The 19,199-nt window shown below is 62.0% G+C and carries 22 protein-coding genes and 1 tRNA gene; 15 read left to right on the forward strand and 8 right to left on the reverse strand.

Annotated elements, in window-relative coordinates:
- Positions 1-52 precede the first annotated feature (52 nt).
- Positions 53-511 (forward strand): Lrp/AsnC family transcriptional regulator, encoded by a 459-nt coding sequence (locus K1X12_RS04865; protein ID WP_220986505.1) that lies wholly within the window; start codon positions 53-55, stop codon positions 509-511.
- Here the strand turns inward: K1X12_RS04865 and K1X12_RS04870 are convergent.
- Positions 508-1,359 (reverse strand): hypothetical protein, encoded by an 852-nt coding sequence (locus tag K1X12_RS04870; protein WP_220986506.1) that lies wholly within the window; start codon positions 1,357-1,359, stop codon positions 508-510. The genes K1X12_RS04865 and K1X12_RS04870 overlap by 4 nt on opposite strands.
- Before the next feature lie 66 nt (positions 1,360-1,425).
- The gene (locus tag K1X12_RS04875; RefSeq protein WP_220986507.1) at positions 1,426-2,220 is read right to left on the reverse strand and encodes a ZIP family metal transporter; all 795 of its coding nucleotides are present in this window, start codon (positions 2,218-2,220) and stop codon (positions 1,426-1,428) included.
- 188 nt (positions 2,221-2,408) lie between these two features.
- On the opposite strand from K1X12_RS04875, the gene K1X12_RS17110 reads away from it, so the two are divergent.
- From K1X12_RS17110 to K1X12_RS04895, 4 genes are read left to right on the forward strand one after another with little or no spacing between them, the layout of a single operon-like run.
- Complete coding sequence (locus K1X12_RS17110; RefSeq protein WP_220986508.1) at positions 2,409-3,038, forward strand: ZrgA family zinc uptake protein; 630 nt, start codon at positions 2,409-2,411, stop codon at positions 3,036-3,038.
- A gap of 7 nt (positions 3,039-3,045) precedes the next feature.
- Positions 3,046-3,741 (forward strand): ABC transporter ATP-binding protein, encoded by a 696-nt coding sequence (locus K1X12_RS04885; protein WP_220986509.1) that lies wholly within the window; start codon positions 3,046-3,048, stop codon positions 3,739-3,741.
- Positions 3,738-5,006 carry an ABC transporter permease gene (locus tag K1X12_RS04890; protein WP_220986510.1) on the forward strand — a complete coding sequence of 423 codons (1,269 nt, stop codon included), beginning with the start codon at positions 3,738-3,740 and terminating at the stop codon, positions 5,004-5,006. The genes K1X12_RS04885 and K1X12_RS04890 overlap by 4 nt, the downstream gene beginning before the upstream one ends.
- Positions 5,007-5,055: 49 nt before the next feature.
- Positions 5,056-5,781: a DUF3299 domain-containing protein gene (locus K1X12_RS04895; protein WP_220986511.1), complete on the forward strand. Its 726-nt coding sequence runs from the start codon at positions 5,056-5,058 to the stop codon at positions 5,779-5,781.
- 241 nt (positions 5,782-6,022) lie between these two features.
- Here the strand turns inward: K1X12_RS04895 and mscL are convergent, their stop codons facing one another.
- From mscL to aroA, 6 genes are all read right to left on the reverse strand, one after another.
- On the reverse strand, positions 6,023-6,571 hold the full coding sequence (gene mscL, locus K1X12_RS04900; RefSeq protein WP_225907873.1) for a large conductance mechanosensitive channel protein MscL: 549 nt from the start codon (positions 6,569-6,571) through the stop codon (positions 6,023-6,025).
- The gene (gene ihfB / locus K1X12_RS04905) at positions 6,543-6,842 is read right to left on the reverse strand and encodes an integration host factor subunit beta (protein ID WP_220986512.1); all 300 of its coding nucleotides are present in this window, start codon (positions 6,840-6,842) and stop codon (positions 6,543-6,545) included. Before ihfB ends, mscL begins: the two co-directional genes overlap by 29 nt.
- 105 nt (positions 6,843-6,947) lie before the next feature.
- A complete protein-coding gene (gene rpsA / locus K1X12_RS04910) occupies positions 6,948-8,906 on the reverse strand; it encodes a 30S ribosomal protein S1 (RefSeq protein ID WP_220986513.1) in 1,959 nt (652 codons plus the stop codon).
- A 144-nt stretch (positions 8,907-9,050) separates the two neighbouring features.
- Positions 9,051-9,689, reverse strand: a complete 639-nt coding sequence (gene cmk / locus K1X12_RS04915) for a (d)CMP kinase (protein WP_220986514.1) — start codon at positions 9,687-9,689, stop codon at positions 9,051-9,053.
- Positions 9,690-9,727: 38 nt separating this feature from the next.
- A complete protein-coding gene (locus K1X12_RS04920; RefSeq protein WP_220986515.1) occupies positions 9,728-10,819 on the reverse strand; it encodes an NADH:flavin oxidoreductase in 1,092 nt (363 codons plus the stop codon).
- 54 nt (positions 10,820-10,873) lie between these two features.
- The gene (aroA, locus tag K1X12_RS04925) at positions 10,874-12,193 is read right to left on the reverse strand and encodes a 3-phosphoshikimate 1-carboxyvinyltransferase (RefSeq protein ID WP_220986516.1); all 1,320 of its coding nucleotides are present in this window, start codon (positions 12,191-12,193) and stop codon (positions 10,874-10,876) included.
- A gap of 131 nt (positions 12,194-12,324) precedes the next feature.
- On the opposite strand from aroA, the gene K1X12_RS04930 reads away from it, so the two are divergent.
- The 10 genes from K1X12_RS04930 (at position 12,325) to lptB (ending at position 19,193) form a co-directional block, all read left to right on the forward strand.
- Positions 12,325-12,840: a TIGR02300 family protein gene (locus tag K1X12_RS04930; protein WP_220986517.1), complete on the forward strand. Its 516-nt coding sequence runs from the start codon at positions 12,325-12,327 to the stop codon at positions 12,838-12,840.
- Between the two features lie 54 nt (positions 12,841-12,894).
- Positions 12,895-12,970 (forward strand) — tRNA-Ala (locus K1X12_RS04935).
- A gap of 311 nt (positions 12,971-13,281) precedes the next feature.
- Positions 13,282-13,524, forward strand: coding sequence for a DUF1150 family protein (locus tag K1X12_RS04940; RefSeq protein WP_220986518.1), 243 nt, complete (start codon positions 13,282-13,284; stop codon positions 13,522-13,524).
- Between the two features lie 124 nt (positions 13,525-13,648).
- The gene (locus K1X12_RS04945; protein WP_220986519.1) at positions 13,649-14,899 is read left to right on the forward strand and encodes a parallel beta-helix domain-containing protein; all 1,251 of its coding nucleotides are present in this window, start codon (positions 13,649-13,651) and stop codon (positions 14,897-14,899) included.
- Between the two features lie 13 nt (positions 14,900-14,912).
- Positions 14,913-15,944, forward strand: a complete 1,032-nt coding sequence (locus K1X12_RS04950) for an SO2930 family diheme c-type cytochrome (protein WP_220988796.1) — start codon at positions 14,913-14,915, stop codon at positions 15,942-15,944.
- On the forward strand, positions 15,941-16,405 hold the full coding sequence (locus K1X12_RS04955) for a YaiI/YqxD family protein (RefSeq protein ID WP_220986520.1): 465 nt from the start codon (positions 15,941-15,943) through the stop codon (positions 16,403-16,405). The genes K1X12_RS04950 and K1X12_RS04955 overlap by 4 nt, the downstream gene beginning before the upstream one ends.
- Positions 16,406-16,454: 49 nt before the next feature.
- Entirely contained in the window at positions 16,455-17,069 is a 615-nt protein-coding gene (locus K1X12_RS04960; RefSeq protein WP_220986521.1) for a ribonuclease D, read from the forward strand.
- 101 nt (positions 17,070-17,170) lie between these two features.
- Positions 17,171-17,848 carry an LPS export ABC transporter periplasmic protein LptC gene (gene lptC, locus K1X12_RS04965; protein WP_220986522.1) on the forward strand — a complete coding sequence of 226 codons (678 nt, stop codon included), beginning with the start codon at positions 17,171-17,173 and terminating at the stop codon, positions 17,846-17,848.
- A complete protein-coding gene (locus K1X12_RS04970; protein ID WP_220986523.1) occupies positions 17,835-18,365 on the forward strand; it encodes an LptA/OstA family protein in 531 nt (176 codons plus the stop codon). Before lptC ends, K1X12_RS04970 begins: the two co-directional genes overlap by 14 nt.
- Positions 18,366-18,458: 93 nt before the next feature.
- Positions 18,459-19,193, forward strand: a complete 735-nt coding sequence (gene lptB, locus K1X12_RS04975; RefSeq protein ID WP_220986524.1) for an LPS export ABC transporter ATP-binding protein — start codon at positions 18,459-18,461, stop codon at positions 19,191-19,193.
- The last annotated feature ends 6 nt before the right edge of the window (positions 19,194-19,199 follow it).

The following is a 19,199-nucleotide window of genomic DNA, read 5'->3' on the forward strand; positions in this document are numbered from 1 at the left end:
TCTCTCTAATCCGGATATGTATGATAACAAAATTCGAGAAAATGGTATTTGAATGGAAAAGATTGACGAAACGGATCGTGTGCTGCTCCGCGCGCTTCAGATCGACGGGGCGACCTCTCTCGATTCGCTGGCAGAGATCGCCAGCATCTCGGTAAACACCTGCTGGCGGCGCATCAAACGGATGGAAGAGGCTGGCATACTCTCAAAGCGGGTTGCGCTGGTCGATCCGGACAAGGTTGGTCTGGCGCAAACGGTGTTTGTCGCCATTCGCACGCGGGATCACTCCGCCGCCTGGTTGGAGCGGTTTGCAGGGGCCGTTCGTGCCATTCCTGAAGTCGTCGAGTTTTACCGCATGGCGGGCGATGTTGATTACCTGCTGAAAATTCAGGTCGGCAGCGTTCCGGACTATGACCGGGTCTACAAGGCGTTGATTGCGCGAGTGGATCTTGCCGATGTCAGCGCAACGTTTGCGATGGAATGCCTGAAGAATACGACAGAGCTTCCGATCTAGGGCGCCTCGGCCGGGACGTGCAGCATCAGGTCTGGCATCAGGCAGCTTGCAAGTGGTTGGCCAGGCTCTGTGTGGGGCAGGGCGACCGGTTTGCGCAGATAGGCGCGCATGGCTTTACTGGCGTCCCGATCAAAACTTTCGATTGCTGCGGGTTGAGCGGTCTCGCGCAGGATGCGCGCGTCCTGGCAGGTACGCTGCTCCAGAATGGTCAGCGCTGCCGGTGACCGTCCAGTCCGCAACGCCCGCAGAGAGGCACGCATTGGATCGGGCCGCAGAACCGCCGCAGCCGGCAGGCCTGGCCCATCCGGCACGGCCAGCCACAGGGCATGGACGCTGCCTTCTGTGTCACGTCTTGGGAAGTTTACAGCGAGGATGATACCTCCGCGCGACTTGCGAACATCAATGCTGGTCACGCCGCGAGCGGCGAGTTTTTCCAGCCAGTCGCCGATGGCAAGATTGCGGGCTTCGACGGCAGCGCGATCTTCGCCCGCTGCCAGCAGGGCGACAGACTGGTCGAGGCGCTGAACCGGCGTAAGACGTGCTCCGCGTTTCACGGCGTCGTCAAAATGAAGAACGGCTGCCTGAGCCTGCCCGGAATCCATGGCGCCGCGGGCTGCGATCAGATGTGCGTCGCGTGTTTCGAAACGATCCGGACAATCTGAGATGAAGCTCTCTGCTGTCTGTTTCAGATAGGCCGGTGTCGCTTCAACGGCGGGCTGCAGCACGGCCGCCTGGAAGCGTTCTACCTCACGCAATCCGCAGCCGCTGTCAGCGTTCGCGGCGACCGGCAGAGATGCCAGAGCCGCCATGACACCCGTTGTTTTCACCCAATTCGTGAAGGCAACCATACCCGACTCCCGCCCATTCAGAGGCTTGTTTCGGGAAGTAACGGTGCAAGGGCCGTGCCGGTTCCATCAATGAGTATGGATTCCGGAAGGATCTCTCAGGCTGTGATCATGGTCGTGCGTGTCGCCCTCATGTCCATGGATCGGCATCAGCATGAGAACCAGCGCAATTGCGACCCCGCAGCCGAGCGCAAGGATGCCCCGGAAGGGCGGTTCGTCCTTCAGAGGCTGCATCAGAGGTCCTGTCGCAACATAGATCAGCAGGCCTGCCGAGACGGCGTAGAGCGCGGAGACAGCGTCCGCGCCGAGGCCTTGCATAAAGACGCCGCTTACGATTGCCCCCAGAGGTGTTGTCGCGCCGGCGGCCAGGAAGGCCCAGAGGACGGCTTCGCGAATCCGGAATCCGTGCCGGGTCAGAATTGCGAACGAGATCACGCCTTCCGCAAATTCGTGAATGATGAGCGAGGTCGACGCGTAGACGCCAGCCTCAAAGCTTGCCGCAAAAGTGACAGAGTAAATTACTCCATCCAGAAAGGAATGCAGACCAATGGCGAGCAGGGGCGTGAAAGCGAGTGCCCGGCCGCCCGCTTTTTCCGGAAACAGCATCGCTATACCGGAGGACAGCATCAGCCCGCCAAAGAAGCCACCAAGCACAAACATCGGCGCACCATTGCTCATGCGAATGGCTTCCGGCGCAATGTGCAACAAAGTTAGCGAGATCAGCATGCCGCCGGCGGCCAATGAAAAGAGGCCGGACTGGCGCGCAGTCCACTCACTGCGCAACGCAACAGCGAGTAGTCCCATGGAAGTTACAAGCGCGGCCAGCAGGCCGAACAGGATTGGCGCCTGAAGAGAGAAGGGCATGCGGCGTCTTACGTCCGGTTGTCGGGCCTGATGAGTGCCAGATGGGTTTGAAAAGGCTGCGCGATGTGCGCAGCGGCACCTTGCAGAAAGTGTTATAATGTTTCACTCATGGGCTTGCCAGAAGATTTTTACCTGCTTGCTGGTTTTTCAATGTTTTCGCCAGCCGGCAGGCTGACCAGGAGTTCTCCATGATCCAATTTCCCCGTCTTTCCCTGCCTGTGCTTGCTGGCGCGGCTTTTTCGCTGATCGCCGCCTGCGGACAATCCGAAACGTCGGCGCCTGCTGCGTCTCCCACGGAAACTACGGCCGCGGCCGCGGCAGGCGAAGCACATGATGATCACGTCCATGAGGAAGAAGCAGGACACGCTCATGAGGGTGAAGGTGACGCGCACGATCATCACGAGGATCATGCCGGCGGCGCAGCGCATGTGCATGGCATTGCCGATCTCGCCTTTGTGTTCGAGGGAAACCGGCTGACAGCCGAGATGATTTCGCCGCTTGCCAATTTCGGCTTATCCGAAGCTGACGGCACAATCACGGAAGAGGCAAAGGCTGCATTCCCCGGCCTTGTCACCGTGACAGGGGGCGAATGCTCAGCTGAAATGCCCGAAGCGGTCGTCGACACCAGCAGCGGCCACACCGATATTCACCTCAACTTCGTCTGGAGCTGCGCCCGGCCAGGCGCGGTCACGGCGGCACGCTTCGATGGTTTCACCGTGTTTCCCGGTTTTGAAACGATCAATGCCGTCTTCATCGGCGACACGGTTCAGAAAGCCGCAGAGCTGACGCCTTCCGCACCTGAAATTTCCCTGAAATAAAAGCGGCATGGCTGATCCCGTCATTGAAATCGAAGGGCTGCGCTTTGCGTGGAAGGGCGGGGCCCCTGTGCTCGATATTGCTGGCTTCCGTATGGAAGCAGGTGAGCGTGTTTTCCTGCGTGGCCCCTCCGGCTCCGGCAAATCGACGTTACTGGGTCTGATCGCCGGGGTTCTGCAGCCTCAGGCTGGCCGTATCGCGGTTCTGGGCGAAGATATGTCCAGCCTCGCTGCGTCTCGGCGCGATCGGCTGCGGGCCGACCGGATGGGCGTCATCTTTCAGATGTTCAATCTGGTACCTTACCTGTCGGTGACTGGGAACGTGCTTTTGCCGCTGCGGTTCTCGGCGGCACGTCGCGAGGCCGCCGGCGATCATCCGCAGGCAGAAGCGCAGCGCCTGTTGGCCCGGCTCGGTCTTGACGATGCGGATCTGCTTTCCCGACGTGTGTCCGATCTTTCCGTCGGCCAGCAACAGCGCGTGGCGGCTGCCCGCGCTTTGATCGGCAGCCCCAGCCTGGTGATTGCCGACGAGCCGACCTCCGCGCTCGACGCAGATGCGCGCGACCGGTTCATCAATCTGCTCTCCGAAGAGGTGGCTCGTTCTGGCGCCAGTCTCCTGTTTGTCAGCCACGATGCTTCGCTCGCCAGCCTGTTCACCCGGGCTGCTGACCTGACTGAAATGAACCGCGCCGGGGTAAAGGCATGACCGCTCTCTTCTCGCTGGCATGGCGCAGCCTGCTGAACCGCAAAGGCTCGGTCATCCTCACCATCGTTGCGGTGGCGCTTTCCGTCGCCCTGTTTCTTGGTGTTGAAAAAGCACGCAGCGGCGCGCGCGAAGGGTTCGAAAACACGATTTCCGGAACTGACCTGATCATCGGCGCGCCGACGGGCACGGTGAACCTGCTGCTCTATTCCGTGTTCCGCATGGGCTCTGCAACAGCAGAGGTTTCCTGGCCCACTTATCGTCAGATTGCGGAGCGCCCGGACATAGCCTGGGCTGTTCCGATCGCGCTGGGTGACAGCCATCGCGGCTACCGCGTGATGGGCACGACGACCGAATATTTCGACCGCTATAAGTATGGCGGTGGTCAGCCCCTTCAGCTGGCAGAGGGCGCGGTGTTTGACGACCTTTTCGATGCTGTCATCGGCGCGGATGTCGCCCGCGAGCTTGGGTATCAAATCGACACGCCTCTGGTGCTCAATCACGGCCTTGGCGCGGCAGACCTCGGCTCTGGTCACGAGAACCGCCCCTTCCGCGTGTCCGGCATCTTGAAGCCGACCGGCACACCGGTGGATCGCACAATCCATGTGTCGCTCGAAGCGATCACTGCCATCCATGTCGGCTGGGAGACGGGCGCCAAGAACCCGCTCGCCGATTCGATCCCAACAGAGATGATCCGCTCGTTCGACCTCACGCCTAAAACGGTAACCGCCATCTTCGTGGGCCTTGAGCGGAAGGGGACGATCCTGACGACGCGCCGTCAGATCAATACCAACAAAACCGAGCCCCTGATGGCGATCATTCCGGGAGAGGCTTTGCACGAGCTTTGGGGTGTCACCGCCATCGCCGAGCGCGCCCTGCTGGCGGTTTCGGCTTTTGTGATCGCTGTTGGACTGGTGTCCATCCTGACCTCCATTCTGACCAGCCTGAATGAGCGTCGCCGTGAAATGTCCATTCTGCGTGCGACGGGCGCCCGGCCTGGCCACATCTTCTTGCTGCTGGTTCTGGAGGCGGGCCTGATCGGTTTCCTTGGCGCGGTGATCGGTATCTTCATCATGCACGCGCTGTTTGCCGTGGTAAGTCCACTCCTTCAGGCGCGGTATGGCGTGTCCTTCGGCGGTGGCGGCCCTGGCCTGCTGGATCTCTATGTTCTGGGCGCGGTGACAAGCGCTTCTCTGATCATCGGTGCGGTTCCGGCCGTGGCGGCAATGCGGCGATCACTGGCAGATGGCCTCAGCGTCCGATTGTAACAGCATTGTGCTCTTGGCGCGCGCCGCTCAGTCAGCCTAAATTGGCGCCATGAAAACGACATCCCTTCCGGGCTTCGCCCTCGCCAGCCTCGCATTTGGTCTTGCCGCTGCTTGCGGCGGGGCCACCACCGTCGGAACAGCCGAAGCTGCCCCGGCCAAACCCGCCAAGGAATCGGCCACCGAGACGAAGGCGGAAGGCCCGAAAGTGGGCGACAAGATCGGCCAGAGTGCCGCTGAGCGCGCTGCCGCCCGCGCCGAAGCTGCAAAGAAGCGCGCGGAAGAGCAGGCCCGCAAGGATGCTGAGCTGGCCGCCCGCGGCGTCACCCGGATCGGTTGGGAAGACCTGATGCCGGAAGGGGAGGAAGAACGCCTCGCCCAAATGTATCAGGCGCAGATGGCGATGCTTTATTCAGGCAGCGGCATTGCCGAAGGATCGGCCGCCGATACCGCCGTCCAGATCGGCACTTTCAACACAGTGAAGGAACTCAACGGCAAGAAGATCCGTATTCCGGGCTACACAGTGCCGTTCGAATACGGCGCGGATGCCCAGATCAAGGAGTTTCTCCTCGTGCCGTACTTCGGTGCTTGTATCCACGCGCCTCCGCCTCCGCCGAACCAGACAGTGTTCGTCATGTCGGACAAGCCGATCAAGATGCAGGACCTCGCCCAGGCCGTCTGGATCGAAGGCACCATCCACACCCAGACGCAGGAAAGCGAACTGGCGGATGCGGCCTATACGATCACCCTCACGGGGATCGAGGAATACACTTACTGACATCAGCATTGTCGCGTTTTCAGATCAGGCTCAATCCGAACCCGGATTGGGCCTGATGCGTGTTTGCGTCTGACAATCTCAAGCTGGGGCACCGCTTGGATACTGCACTTGCACCAAAAGACTGGCGCCAAAAGCAAGAAGGGCGACCCGACAGGCCGCCCTCCGCACTCTACGCGGTACTCTACTATCCACAAAGTAGCAGCAGACTGCTTAATACTTTGCGAACCCGGTGCCGCAGTTCCTACTGGTTCTTGGCCAGCAGGTTGCGGATCTCTTCGAGCAGCACTTCCTGGCGCGGCGGAGCCGGCGGCGGTGCAGCTTCTTCTTTCTTCTTGAGTGTGTTCATTCCCTTGATGATCATGAACATCACGAAGGCGACGATGATGAATGAGATCACCGCTGAGATGAAAGCGCCAAGCTCTATGATGGCGGCTTCCTTAACGACTTCGCCTGCTGCGCCGACTTCAGCCGGAACGACTGTGAACTTCAGAGAGGAAAGATCGATGCCACCCATGATGGGCGCGAGGACCGGCAGGAAAACGCCTTGAATGAAGGCAGTTACAACGGTGGCGAATGCGCCGCCCATCACAAAGCCGACAGCCATGTCGATGAGGTTGCCCTTCATCGCAAATTCTTTGAATTCCTTGAGCATTTTACCCCTTTCCCATGGAACCAAGCCCAAACCTAAGTTGGGCTGAACGTCGCGGGGTTTGCCTGCAGCGTCAAGAAGCTGCATCAGCGGCGCGAAGACCTCGGCACCATTATCGCGCTTCGGGGTCGCTGCCGCCATTCACGCGGGCGCGCAGTTCCTTGCCTGCCTTGAAGAAGGGGACGGCCTTGGCCGGAACCTTGACCGGTTCGCCGGTGCGGGGATTGCGTCCTTTACGAGCGTCCCGCTTGCGCACGGAAAAAGCGCCAAAGCCGCGCAGTTCCACCCGGTCACCCCGGGCGAGCGCTTCGCCGATTTCGCCGAGAATAACGTTCACCACCTTTTCTACGTCTTCATGACGCAGGTGCGTGTTCTCCTCAGCGAGCTTCTCTATGAGTTGGGACTTAAGCATTGCGTTGATATTAAATGCATTTGCGGCGGGAGCGCTAGGCCCCCGCCGCAAACATTTCGGGAAATTTAGGTTGCCGGTCAGCTTTGCGGCAGACCGGCTCCCAAATTAGGCCAGAGAGTCAGCCTGATCCTTCCAGCCATCGCGCTCGAAGCGGCCCTGGATGGCCAGTTCTTCTTCCAGACCGGCGATTTGCTCGTCGGACAGGGCAGCGATTTGCCAGAAGTGATAGATACCAGCTTCGTTGAGCTTCTTCTCGAAAGCCGGGCCGAGACCTTTCAGCTTCTTCAGGTCGTCAGCTTCGCCTTGCGGACCGGACAGACGGCCCTGGGCGTCGAGCGCGGAGGAGTCGCCGGCCGATTTCGTCTTGCCTTTGGAAGAGGCAAGCGCGGCGCCGAGGATGTCGCCCAGCGATGCACCGGCGTCAGCCGAACCGTATTGTGCAACGGCTTCAGCTTCTTCGGCGATCTCAAGAGCTTTGATCGAGAGCGAAACGCGGCGCGTTGCGCGGTCGATCGTGAGGATTTTCGCGTCGACCTTGTCGCCAACAGCGAAACGCTCAGGGCGCTGGTCTGCGCGGTCACGCGACAGGTCGGAGCGGCGGATGAAGGCCTTCATCGGCGGGGCGCCGAATTCGACTTCGATGCCGCCCGAAGTGACCTCGGTGACGGTGCAGGTGACGGTGCCGCCACGCTTCAGGCCGCCGCCGGTGTCGCTGGTAGCAGACTCGATCGGGTCGCCCGACAGTTGCTTGATGCCCAGCGAAATGCGCTCTTTCTCGACATCAACGTCGAGAACTTTCGCGCGAACGCGGTCGCCTTTCTGGAAGGCTTCAATCGCTTGATCACCCGATTTGTCCCAGGCGATGTCGTTGATGTGCACCATGCCGTCGAGGTCCGGGCCGAGGCCAACGAACAGACCGAACTCGGTGATGCCGCGCACTTCGCCCTCGATTTCCGAGCCAACCGGGTTGGCAGCAAGGAAGGCGTTCCACGGATTGTCCATGGTTTGCTTGAGGCCGAGCGAGATGCGGCGCTTTTCGCTGTCGACGTCCAGCACTTCCACTTCGACTTCCTGAGAGGTCGAGAGGATCTTGCCGGGGTGGACGTTCTTCTTGGTCCAGCTCATTTCGGAGACGTGGATCAGGCCTTCCACACCGTCTTCCAGCTCCACGAAGGCGCCGTAGTCGGTGATGTTGGTGACGGTGCCCGTCAGGCGTGCGCCAACCGGGTAGCGGGACGAGATGTTGTCCCACGGATCGGTGCCGAGCTGCTTCATGCCGAGCGAGATACGCTGGGTCTCGGGGTTGATCTTGATGATCTGAACTTCGACTTCCTGACCGACTTCGACCACCTGCGAGGGGTGGTTGATGCGCTTGTAGGACATGTCGGTGACGTGCAGCAGGCCGTCGATACCGCCGAGGTCGACGAAGGCGCCGTAATCGGTGATGTTCTTGACGATACCCTTGCGGACGTCGCCTTCAGCCATGTCGGAGACGATTTCCGCACGCTGTTCGGCGCGGCTCTCTTCGAGGATTGCGCGGCGCGAGACAACGATGTTGCCGCGAACGCGGTCGAGCTTGAGGATTGCGAACGGCTGGACTTCGCCCATGAGCGGGCCGACATCGCGCACGGGGCGAATGTCCACCTGGGAGCCCGGAAGGAAGGCGTTGACGCCGCCGAGGTCGACGGTGAAACCACCTTTGACGCGGCCGGAGATGGCGCCTTTGACAGGCTCGCCTTTCGAGAAGCTCTTCTCGAGCTTGATCCAGCGCTCTTCGCGGCGGGCTTTGTCGCGCGAGAGGACAGCTTCGCCGAGGGCGTTCTCGATGCGGTCGAGATAAACGTCGACCAGGTCGCCCGGAGCGGGCTGCTTCTCTTCGAGAAGGAATTCTTTTGCCGGGATGCGGCCTTCGGTTTTCAGGCCGATGTCGACGACGACGGCGTCATTGTCGATGCGCAGGACGGTTGCCGGGATAACCTGGCCTTCCTGCATCGCCGAAGCTGCCGGCGAAGATTCGAACATCGCGGCAAAATCGTCAGTGGTGGGGTTCATTTGATTGGTCATAGGGTCTCCGGTGAGGGACGAATGGCTCAAAGGCAGGGCCGGCACTATTGCCGCCTGCTAACACTCGACCCGTCGCGTGGGCTTATAAGATTTGAAGCGGGTTCCGCCTGTTTGGATTGAGGTTGTCCCGTTTCAGAGAGCCCCTCAGGCAGTCTTTCCCTTGGCGAGAGCAGCCTCCACGGCAGCCATCGCCCTTTCCACAGCCGCGTCTATAGTGAGATCAGTGGTATCGATCAAGATGGCATCGGCGGCGATTGTTGCAGGCGCATCGGCCCGCCCCTGATCACGTGCATCCCGGATTTTCAACTGCTCGATCACCTGGTCCAGCGTGACGGTCTCGCCATTGCCGACCAGTTCCTTCCAGCGTCGCTCGCCCCGCTGGCGGACATCGGCGTCGACCCAGAGCTTCACATCGGCGTCCGGGGCGATCACCGTGCCAATGTCGCGCCCGTCAAGCAGGGCGCCCCCGGCGCGGGTGGCGAAGGCGCGCTGCAATTCAAACAGGGCCTGACGCACCGACGGGATCGCCGCCACAACGCTGGCGGCTTTGCCTGCTTCGGCCGAGCGCAGCTCGTGTTCCACAAAGTCGGCTAGGTCCAGCATCCGGGCTAGGTCGGCCAGGGCGCCGGCCTCATCGAGCGGTACGCCCTTCTTCAGCGCGGCGACCGCAACGGCGCGGTAAAGCCGTCCGGTGTCCATATGAGGCAGGCCAAAATGCCCGGCCAGGCGCCGCGCGATAGTGCCCTTGCCGGAAGCTGTCGTGCCGTCGATTGCAATGATCATGGGGGCGGGGAGTGGGCTAGCCGCCCTCGCAAGTCAAGTTAGGCGCTGGCAGGCTCTGTCACGAAGCCCTTCCATGACTTCATATAGCTCACGAAAGCAGGCCCCAGACCTTCGGCAACCAGATGCTGCTCGGGAACGGGCAGGGCGATCGGCTTGAACGCAGCGTCCGCTTTGACCTTCTCCGGGAAATCGTGATGGAGGATCGCGCCGCGGCCGATGGCCACGAAGTCCAGACCCGTCTCCATGGCGCGCTGGCAGCTTTCGCCGGTCGTCAGCTTGCCTGCGGCCCCCAGCCGGCAATTGCCGCGCGGCAGGCCGGTAAACCATTCGACCAGGGGGCGGCCCTTGAAGCTCGGATCTTCCGGTTCCTTGAAGGTGTCCCACAGCGACATGTCGAGATAGTCGATATCGCCGCTGGTCATAAGCTCGCTGGCGAGACGCCGGATCTCGCCGATATCCATGCCGAACCGCTCCGGCGAGAGGCGTACGCCGACAGAGAAGTTCCGGCCACACTCGGCCCGGACGCCCTTGATGATGTCCCAGAGAAGCCGCGTGCGGTTTTCATAGGTGCCGCCATAGGGATCTTCGCGCCGGTTTATTTCCGCGCTGATGAACTGGCAGAGAAGATAGCCATGGGCGCCGTGCAGCTCGACGCCATGAAAGCCCGCCTGCTCGCAGCGCTTGGCGGCGGCAATGAAATCGTCTCCGGCCTGTTTGACTTCATCCAGCGACATCGCCCGCGCGCCGGTCTCGGAGTCTGACGAGGGGCACAGCGGGGCCTCGCCCCCGATCAGCTCGCGCGGGGTGCGCATGCCGGCATGATGCAGCTGCACGACAGAATGCGTTCCGTTTGCGTTGAGCGCATCTGCAAGCCGCGTCAGGCCGGGCAGGTGTTTGTCATCGAACACGCCGAGTTGGCCCGGAAACCCTTGTCCCATCGCCTGCACATGCGCCGCGCAGGTCATGGTCAGGCCAAAGCCGCCTTCGGCGCGTTTCACCAGCCAGTGAAACTCGTCATCGCTCAGCGTGCCATCGGCATGGCTCTGCATATTGGTCAGCGGCGCCAGCATGAAGCGGTTCTTCAGCGCCGGGCCACGGGTGAGGGGGAGGGGATCAAACAGAGTTGTCATCGGCTGACATTGGCCAGCCTGCGGCATTCGTCAATTTTGCCCTCGGGGCAGGTCTCAGCCGCGAATATCCGCGCCGAGCATCTGCATATGGCTGAGGAACTCCGGATAGCTGGTGTCGATCATCGAGATATCGTCAACGCTGACGGCGTTCTGAGCCGCTGTTCCCATCACCAGTGCGCTCATAGCAATGCGGTGGTCGTGGCGGGTCTCGACGACGCCGCCGCCCGGAGGCGGGCCGCCGCAGCCCTGAACGGTGAAGCCGTCTTCGGTTTCTTCCACCTCCACACCATTGACGCGCAGCATGGCGACAACTGCGCCGATACGGTCGCTTTCCTTGACGCGGAGTTCTTCCGCGCCGGTGACGCGGGTTTCGCCGGTGGCGAAGGCGGCGAGCACGGCGAGGATCGGGAATTCGTCGATCATCGAGGCAACGAGACGTTCGGGCACGGCGATGCCCTGGAGATTGCCGTAGCCTGCGTGCAGGTCGATCAGGCGTTCGCCCGCCGCTTCGCCGCGCTCTTCTGCGCCGAGGCCTGCGCCCATCAGATCGGCGACATCGTAGAAGCCGGAGCGTGTCGGGTTCGACATCACGTTCTCGACCGTCACATCGCCTTGCGGGGAGAGGAGGCCAGCCGCAACGAGGAAGGCTGCCGAGGACGGATCGCCCGGAATGGCCGCTTCCAGACCGTACAATCGCTGGCCGCCTTTCAGCGCGATTTCATGCGCGCCGCCCGGCTCCATTTTGAAGCCAAGCTTGGCGCCAAACCCCTGCAACATCCGTTCGGTATGGTCGCGCGTCGGCTTTGCTTCGACGACAATGGTTTCGCCTTCGGCATTCAGGCCCGCCAGAAGCACTGCGGATTTCACCTGGGCGCTCGCTTGAGGCGGGGCGTAGCGGATGGCCTGCAGGTTTTTTGATCCCGTCAGGGTGAAGGGCAGCTTGCCGTCTGGGCCGGCAGTGTCCTTCAGGCCCATCAGGCGCAGCGGACTCAACACACGGTTCATCGGGCGGGAGCAGAGCGAGGCGTCGCCTGTCAAGGCAACGGTGAGGTCATATCCAGCCATCACACCCATCAGCAGGCGCGACCCGGTGCCGGAATTGCCGAAATCGAGAACATTGGCCGGCGAGGAAAGGCCTTTTGCCCCAACGCCGGTCACGTCCCAGGCGCCAGGGCCGGTGCGTGTTACTGTGGCACCCATGGCTTCCATTGCCTGTCCGGTGCGCAGAACGTCGTCGCCCTCAAGCAGGCCTGTGAAGCGGCTTTCGCCCTCCGCGAGGCCGCCAAAAATCAGGGCGCGGTGGCTGCAGGATTTATCTCCGGGCGCGCGAATGACGCCGGCGAGACGTTTGACCGGGTGGCTGGTCCATACCATTAGGGAAAGGCCTCATGCTTAAGGCAGGTTGCAAGATGTAAATTGGGGCTTTGACAGCGCGGGGCGTTCATGGCAAGCGCCCCGCCAACTTCCAACCGGCTTTTATGCCCCAAGAGGAGCGCGCCAGCCCCATGTCCAAGGACAAGCTCGGAACCAAACAGGTCTGTCCGTCCTGTGAGTCGCGATTCTACGACCTCAACAAACGACCGGCTGTCTGCCCCAAATGCGGCGCCGAATTCGATCCTGAAGATGAGGTCATCCGCACCACCATCACCAAAGTGAAGGCCAAGGCGGCCCGCGCTGCAGTGAAAGCGGCAGATGAGGACGAAGAGGACAACGAGGAGGAGGAAGACACCGCCATCCGCGATGATGACGATGAAGACGCCTCCGACGCCGACGATGGCGACGATGATGAAGACGACGCCAAGGAACTCGGCGACGACGATGACGATGTGATTCTCGAAGGCGGCGACGAGGAAGACGAAGAGGGCAAAGTGCCTTCGGGCTTCTCCGAGGACGGCGTTGACGAAGACGATGAGGACGAAATCCTCATTGCTGACGACGAAGAAGACGACTTCGAAATCGATGACGAAGACGAGGGCGATGATGACCTCGAAATCGATGGTGAAGAAGACGACGAACGGTGAAAAAGGGGCTTGAAAGCGGAAGAGCGCTCGTCTAGTGCATCCGCTTCCCGGTCCGGGGCCATAGCTCAGTTGGGAGAGCGCTTGCATGGCATGCAAGAGGTCAGGGGTTCGACTCCCCTTGGCTCCACCAGGACCCCTCCTTTTCCAGACACGGAAATGTGAGGAACACCAGCCGCCCCCAGGGGCGGCTTTTTCGTATCAAACAGTGTCATTTTGAGTACGTTTGAGGACGGCGCGTGTCAGAATTGGTCAATTCGCGGTCATTTCCGGTCCAAACCGGTCCCTCAATGCCCTGGTAACGATCCTTAAGGGCTTGCCCTTATCATGCCGCATCAAGGTGCTTGAACCGGCCACAATGCAGGCCCACTTTTCCTGCATGGCAAGGTGGCCAGCGAGCTCCCTGCCAGCGACCCCCGACGGGGCGCGGAAAGGAGTGGACTGATGACGACCGACTTCAACAAGACGAACCCGTTCGAAACCGATTCTTTCGTCTATATCCGCCATATGGATGCAGGCGAGGTGACAGGTCTCCTGCCGCCGGACGCGCTTGCTGACATAGACGACCTCGAAGACCTCTTCATCGTGTCGTCCCATGACGGGGAGCGACTGGCGATCGTCGAGGGGCGCGACGCGGCCTTTGCCGCCTGCCACGCCAACGATCTGCGTCCGCTCAGCGTCCACTGAGGCGGGGCACATAAGGGGCGCCGGCCCGGAAGGGCCTATACCGACCCTTTGCCATTCCCGGCCCTTGCTTTTCCCCGGATTGAAGTTGACACTTGCGTCATAACAATTCCGGGGAGGGATACAGATGATTATTCGCCTGAGCGCCATCGCGGGCGCCGCGACCCTGTTGGCATTGGCTGGCTGTTCACCAAAATCCACCGAGCCCCCGGCGCCTGGCATTGCCGGTCTGCCTGCCCCCATTTCGGCGGAGGGCGATTTCGGCGCGACGCTGCAGGCGGCGTTGATCGCGGCGCAGCCGGGCGAGACGATCATGCTGCCGGAAGGTACCTTCCAGCTGTCCGATGGCCTGTCGCTGGATGTCAGCGGCGTAACGCTGCGCGGGGCAGGGCAGGAGAAGACGGTGCTGGACTTCACCGGCCAGGAAGGCGCGGGCGAGGGCCTGCTGGTGACCTCCGACGATGTGACGCTGATGGATTTCGGCGTGCGCAACACCAAGGGCGACGGCATCAAATCGAAAGGCGCAGACCGGATCATCTACCGTTACCTGACGGTTGAGTGGACCGGCGGGCCGAGCGAGACCAATGGCGCTTACGGGATCTATCCGGTCGAGTCTGAAGATGTGCTGGTGGAGAATGTGACCGTGCGCGGCGCATCCGATGCGGGCGTTTATGTCGGCCAGTCGAAGAACATCATCGTGCGCAATTCGGTGGCTGAATTCAACGTGGCCGGGATCGAGATCGAAAATTCGATGAATGCGGACGTTTATGGAAACGTGGCGCGCGACAATACCGGCGGCATTCTCGTGTTCGACCTGCCCGACCTTCCGGTGACGGGGGGCAATTCCACGCGCATTTTCGATAACGAGATCATCCAGAACAACACACCGAACTTTGCGCCCGCCGGGAATATCGTGGCGAGCGTGCCCTCAGGCACCGGCGTGATCGTGATGGCGAACCGCAATGTGCATGTGTTCGACAACAACTTTGCCGACAACCGCTCCGCGCATGTGCTGCTGATGTCCTATTCGCTGCCGATCACGGATGAAACCTATAATCCGCTGCCGCGCGATATCGTGCTGAAGGGCAACACGTATGGCGCGGGCGGCAATGATCCGCAGGGCGACCTGGCACCGCTGGCCGCCGCGCTGGGTGGGCAATTGCCACCGGTCGTCTGGGACGGGGTGACCGCCTGGGGCGAGGGCGAGGCACAGACCCTCAACATTGCCGTGAACGAAGCGCCTGAAGTCGGCTTCATCAGTCTGGGCATTGGCCGCTACCCGATTGACCCGGCTGCGATTGCGCCTTCGCCGGAGCGGCCTGTGGCCGAAGCGGCGGCAGAGCCGGCCGCTGTTGTGCTGGCCCATTCCGATCGCTGAGCGCGGATTGACGATGGTGCGAACCGGCCTTCTCGCGGCGCTTTTCCTGCTGGCGGCCTGCTCGGCAGGCAAGGCGCCGGCAGGGCCGGATGACGGGGTGATCCTGGCCGCGGCGCCGGCTGAGAAGCTGTCGGACTACGGATTGTTTGTGGACATGGCGTCTGCCAGCCCTGCCACGGGTGTGATGGCGTATGACCTGATCAATCCGCTATTCTCCGACCATGCGGCCAAGCATCGCTTTGTGTATGTGCCGGGCGGGGAGCCGGCGACCTATCACGAAGACGACGTGTTCAGCTTTCCGGTGGGAACTGTTCTTGTTAAGACGTTTGCCTTTGCGCCCGACATGCGCGCGTCTGAAGAGGGGCAATGGCGGGTGGAGACGCGATTGCTGATCCACAAGGCCGATGGCTGGGCGGCCTATCCCTATGTGTGGAATGACGACCAGACAGAGGCGGTCTACACCCCGGCGGGCAAGCGGCTGGACATCGAGACGATCAGCCCGCAGGGCGAAGCGCTGAGCCTGCGTTACGCCGTGCCCAACCAGAACCAGTGCAAGACCTGCCATCAGGCGGGCAAGGCGATTGAGCCGATCGGGCCGAAGGCACGCCACCTGGCGCATGATGGCCAGCTGACCCGCTGGGCCGAGGCGGGCATTCTCAGCGGGCTTGCCGACGAGGTGACGGGCGATCCGTTTGCGTTCGATCCGTCCGCCCCGCTGGACCTGCGCGCCCGCGCCTGGCTGGACGTGAACTGCGCCCATTGCCACAAGGCAGACGGCTCGGCCTCCAATTCCGGCCTGTGGCTCGCCTCGACCGAGGAGAGCGCGACGCGTATCGGTGTGCTGAAACATCCCGTTGCCGCCGGACGCGGATCGGGCGGGCTGAAGCAGGTGATCGTGCCGGGGGACCCGGACGCCTCGATCCTCCTCCTCCGGATGGCCTCCACCGAGCCCGGCATTGCAATGCCCGAACTCGGCCGCAGCGTGAACGACCCTGAAGCCCTCGCCTTGATCCGGGAGTGGATTGCGGCGATGGAAGCCGAATGACCGTTCGAATTCTCGTCGATGCCGACGCTTGTCCCGTGAAGGACGAAATCTACAAGGTGGCCCTTCGCCATCAGGTGCCTGCTGTGCTGGTGGCCAATTCCTATCTGCGCATTCCAGAGCACGCGCTGATCTCCCGCAAGATCGTCAGCGATGGGTTTGACGCCGCCGATGACTGGATTGCCGAGCAGGCCGGGCCGGGGGCGATCGTGATCACGGCAGATATTCCGCTGGCCGACCGGGGCCTGAAGGCCGGGGCGCGGGTGCTCTCGCCTGCCGGCAAGCCGTTTACGGACGACTCCATCGGCACGGCGATGGCGACAAGGTCGATCATGGCCGACCGGCGCGTGGGCGTCGCCGGGATCGGGGCAGGCGGGCCGGCGCCCTTCAGCAAGGAAGACCGCTCTCGGTTCCTCTCGGCGCTGGACGCTGCGATCATCGCGGCAAAGCGCGAAGCGGGCTGAAAAGCGGCTTTGACTTGCGCTTAATGGCGTCCGTGCTAAGGCGCGATACATGAACCAGATCACCCTCCATAAGGGCGACCTTCCCAAAGGTCTGAGCCTTGGCCCCGTGATCGCCGTCGATACCGAGGCGATGGGCCTGAACCCGATGCGGGACAATCTCACCCTCGTGCAGATTTCGTCCGGCGATGGCACCGCGCATCTCGTGCAGCTCAACCGGGACTATGACTGCCCGAACCTGAAGGCGCTGCTGACCGATCCGAAGGTGCTGAAGATCTTCCATTTCGCCCGGTTTGACGTGGTGATGATGAAGCGCTGGATGGGCATCACCTGCGCGCCGATCTGGTGCACCAAGATCGCCTCGCGCCTCGCACGCACCTATACCGACCGCCACGGCCTGAAGGATGTGGCGCGCGAAGTGGCCGGGGTGGACATGTCCAAGGCGCAGCAAAGCTCCGACTGGGGGCAGGACAAGCTGACCGACGCACAGATCCAGTATGCGGCCAGTGACGTGCTCTACCTGCACCAGATCAAGGCGGGCCTTGAAGCCATGCTGGTGCGCGAGGGGCGGATGGAGCTGGCGCAGGCCTGCTTCGCCTTCCTGCCGACGCGGGCCGATCTGGACCTTGCCGGATGGGACGAAGAAGACATCTTCTCACATAGTTAATCCTGCCGGTGCGCTTTGCGTGTGATCTGCTGCTTTCGCGGCGTGGGTATCGTGTTTAAGACTGCTGCCTGACTTTAGTTCAGCCGGATCCTCCCGCCTCCATGGAAGCCACCCGCCATAATGACCCTATCTCGCTCTGGGCGCCGCGCCGTCAGCTGACGCTGGCGCAGGCCCGGCGCCGGTCTGAGCGGGTCAGATACCTGCGCTACGGGTTTGTGGCGGCTGCGGCGGCGGCCATCGGGCTGTTTACCGGATATATCGTGCGCAGCGCCATCTCGCAGGAGGCAGCGCCGCCGCCGGTGGATGACAGCCAGGCTGTAACGATGATCAACCCCCGCTTCACCGGGCGCGATGCTGCCGGTGAGATCTTCACGATCACTGCCGAGGCTGCCCAGCGCCGGCGCGCGCGGGATGGGGCAGTGGATCTCGTCAGCCCTGTGCTGCGCGATTCCAAGGGCACTGAAGTGAAGGCGCCATCAGGCTATTACGACCGCAATACGGGCATCCTGGAGCTTTATGAGGATGTGCGGATCTCGGACGCGGCAGGATATATGTTCAATTCTCAGGGCGCCCGGCTGCATGTATCCGAGGACCGCGTGGAGGGCCTCTCGCCGCTGGAAGGCAGGGGGCCTCTTGGCGATATCAAGGCGGACTCGTATGAAATCCTTGATGGCGGCGACCGCATCGTCTTCAAAGGCAATGTCCAGACGGTGATCTACCCCAGCAAGGCCGACAATTCGGCAGGAACGCGTGAAGGTGATGAAAATGGCACTCCTTAAGGCAGCCGGCGCAGGGCTTGTTCTCAGCCTCCTGATGGGCGTTCCGGCCCATGCGCAGATTTCGTCCGAAGGCGGGCCGATCTATATCAATTCGGAACGTACCGAGAGCCTGGAACGGGAGCGTAAGGTGCTGCTGGTCGGCAATGTCGACATCCGGCAGGGCACGGCGCGCCTGCGGGCCGATACGGTGACTATCCTGTTCTCCGGCCAGCCGGCGGAAGGGCAGACCACCAGCGGCGTGGCGGGCAATTTCGGCCAGATCGAGCGCATCCTCGCTGAGGGCGGCGTCTATTACGTGACGCCCGAACTCAAGGCGAAGGGCGACAAGGGCGTCTATGAGCTGGCAACCGATACGATCACCATGACGGGCAATGTGGCCCTGATGCGCGACAAGGACGTGGCCGAGGGCCAGATCCTGCGGATGGAGATCGCCAACCGGCGCACGACGCTGGAGGGTGGCGGCGGGCGGACCCGCGCCGTGATCGATCCGAGCAGCGCCTCGAATGGCAATCGGTGAATTTTGAAGGAATCCTGAAGCCGATCTTAAGCATGACGGGATAGGGTGACTGAGGGCGGCGATAACCGCCCCGCAAAAGGGAATGACCAGATCATGAGCGAACCGGCCGAAGGCCTTGTCGTCAACAACCTCGCCAAAGCCTTTGGCAAGCGTCAGGTTGTGCGCGACGTTTCGCTGTCCCTTGCGCGGGGAGAAGTCGTCGGCCTGCTTGGACCCAACGGGGCCGGCAAGACCACCTGCTTCTACATGATCATGGGGCTGATCGGGGCCGATTCCGGTTCCATTTCCATCGATGGCGAGGATGTGACCCGCCTTCCGATGTATCAGCGCGCCCGTCTGGGCGTGGGGTATCTCCCGCAGGAAGCCTCGATCTTCCGGGGAATGACAGTAGAAGAGAATGTGCTCGCCGTGGCGGAACTGGTCGAACCTGACCGGGCGGCGCGGATGGCACAGGTCGATGGCCTGCTCAGCGAGCTGCATGTCGAACATCTGCGCAACCAGCCAGCCACCTCCCTTTCGGGCGGTGAACGGCGGCGCGTAGAGATCGCCCGTGCCCTCGCGTCGCGTCCGAGCTTCATGCTACTGGACGAACCGTTCACCGGCATCGACCCGCTGGCCATCTCCGACATTTCCGAACTTGTCCGCTATCTGAAGCAGCGCGGCCTGGGTGTTCTGATCACAGATCACCAGGTGCGCGAGACGCTGCAGATCGTCGACCGGGCCTATGTCATGTATGATGGCGAAGTTCTGTTCACTGGCACACCAGAGGATGTGCTGAAGAATGAGGATGTGCGCCGGGTCTATCTGGGTGAACAGTTCGCCGCTTGATCTCAG

The organism is Hyphomonas sediminis (assembly GCF_019679475.1).
GTDB classification, from domain to species: domain Bacteria; phylum Pseudomonadota; class Alphaproteobacteria; order Caulobacterales; family Hyphomonadaceae; genus Hyphomonas; species Hyphomonas sediminis.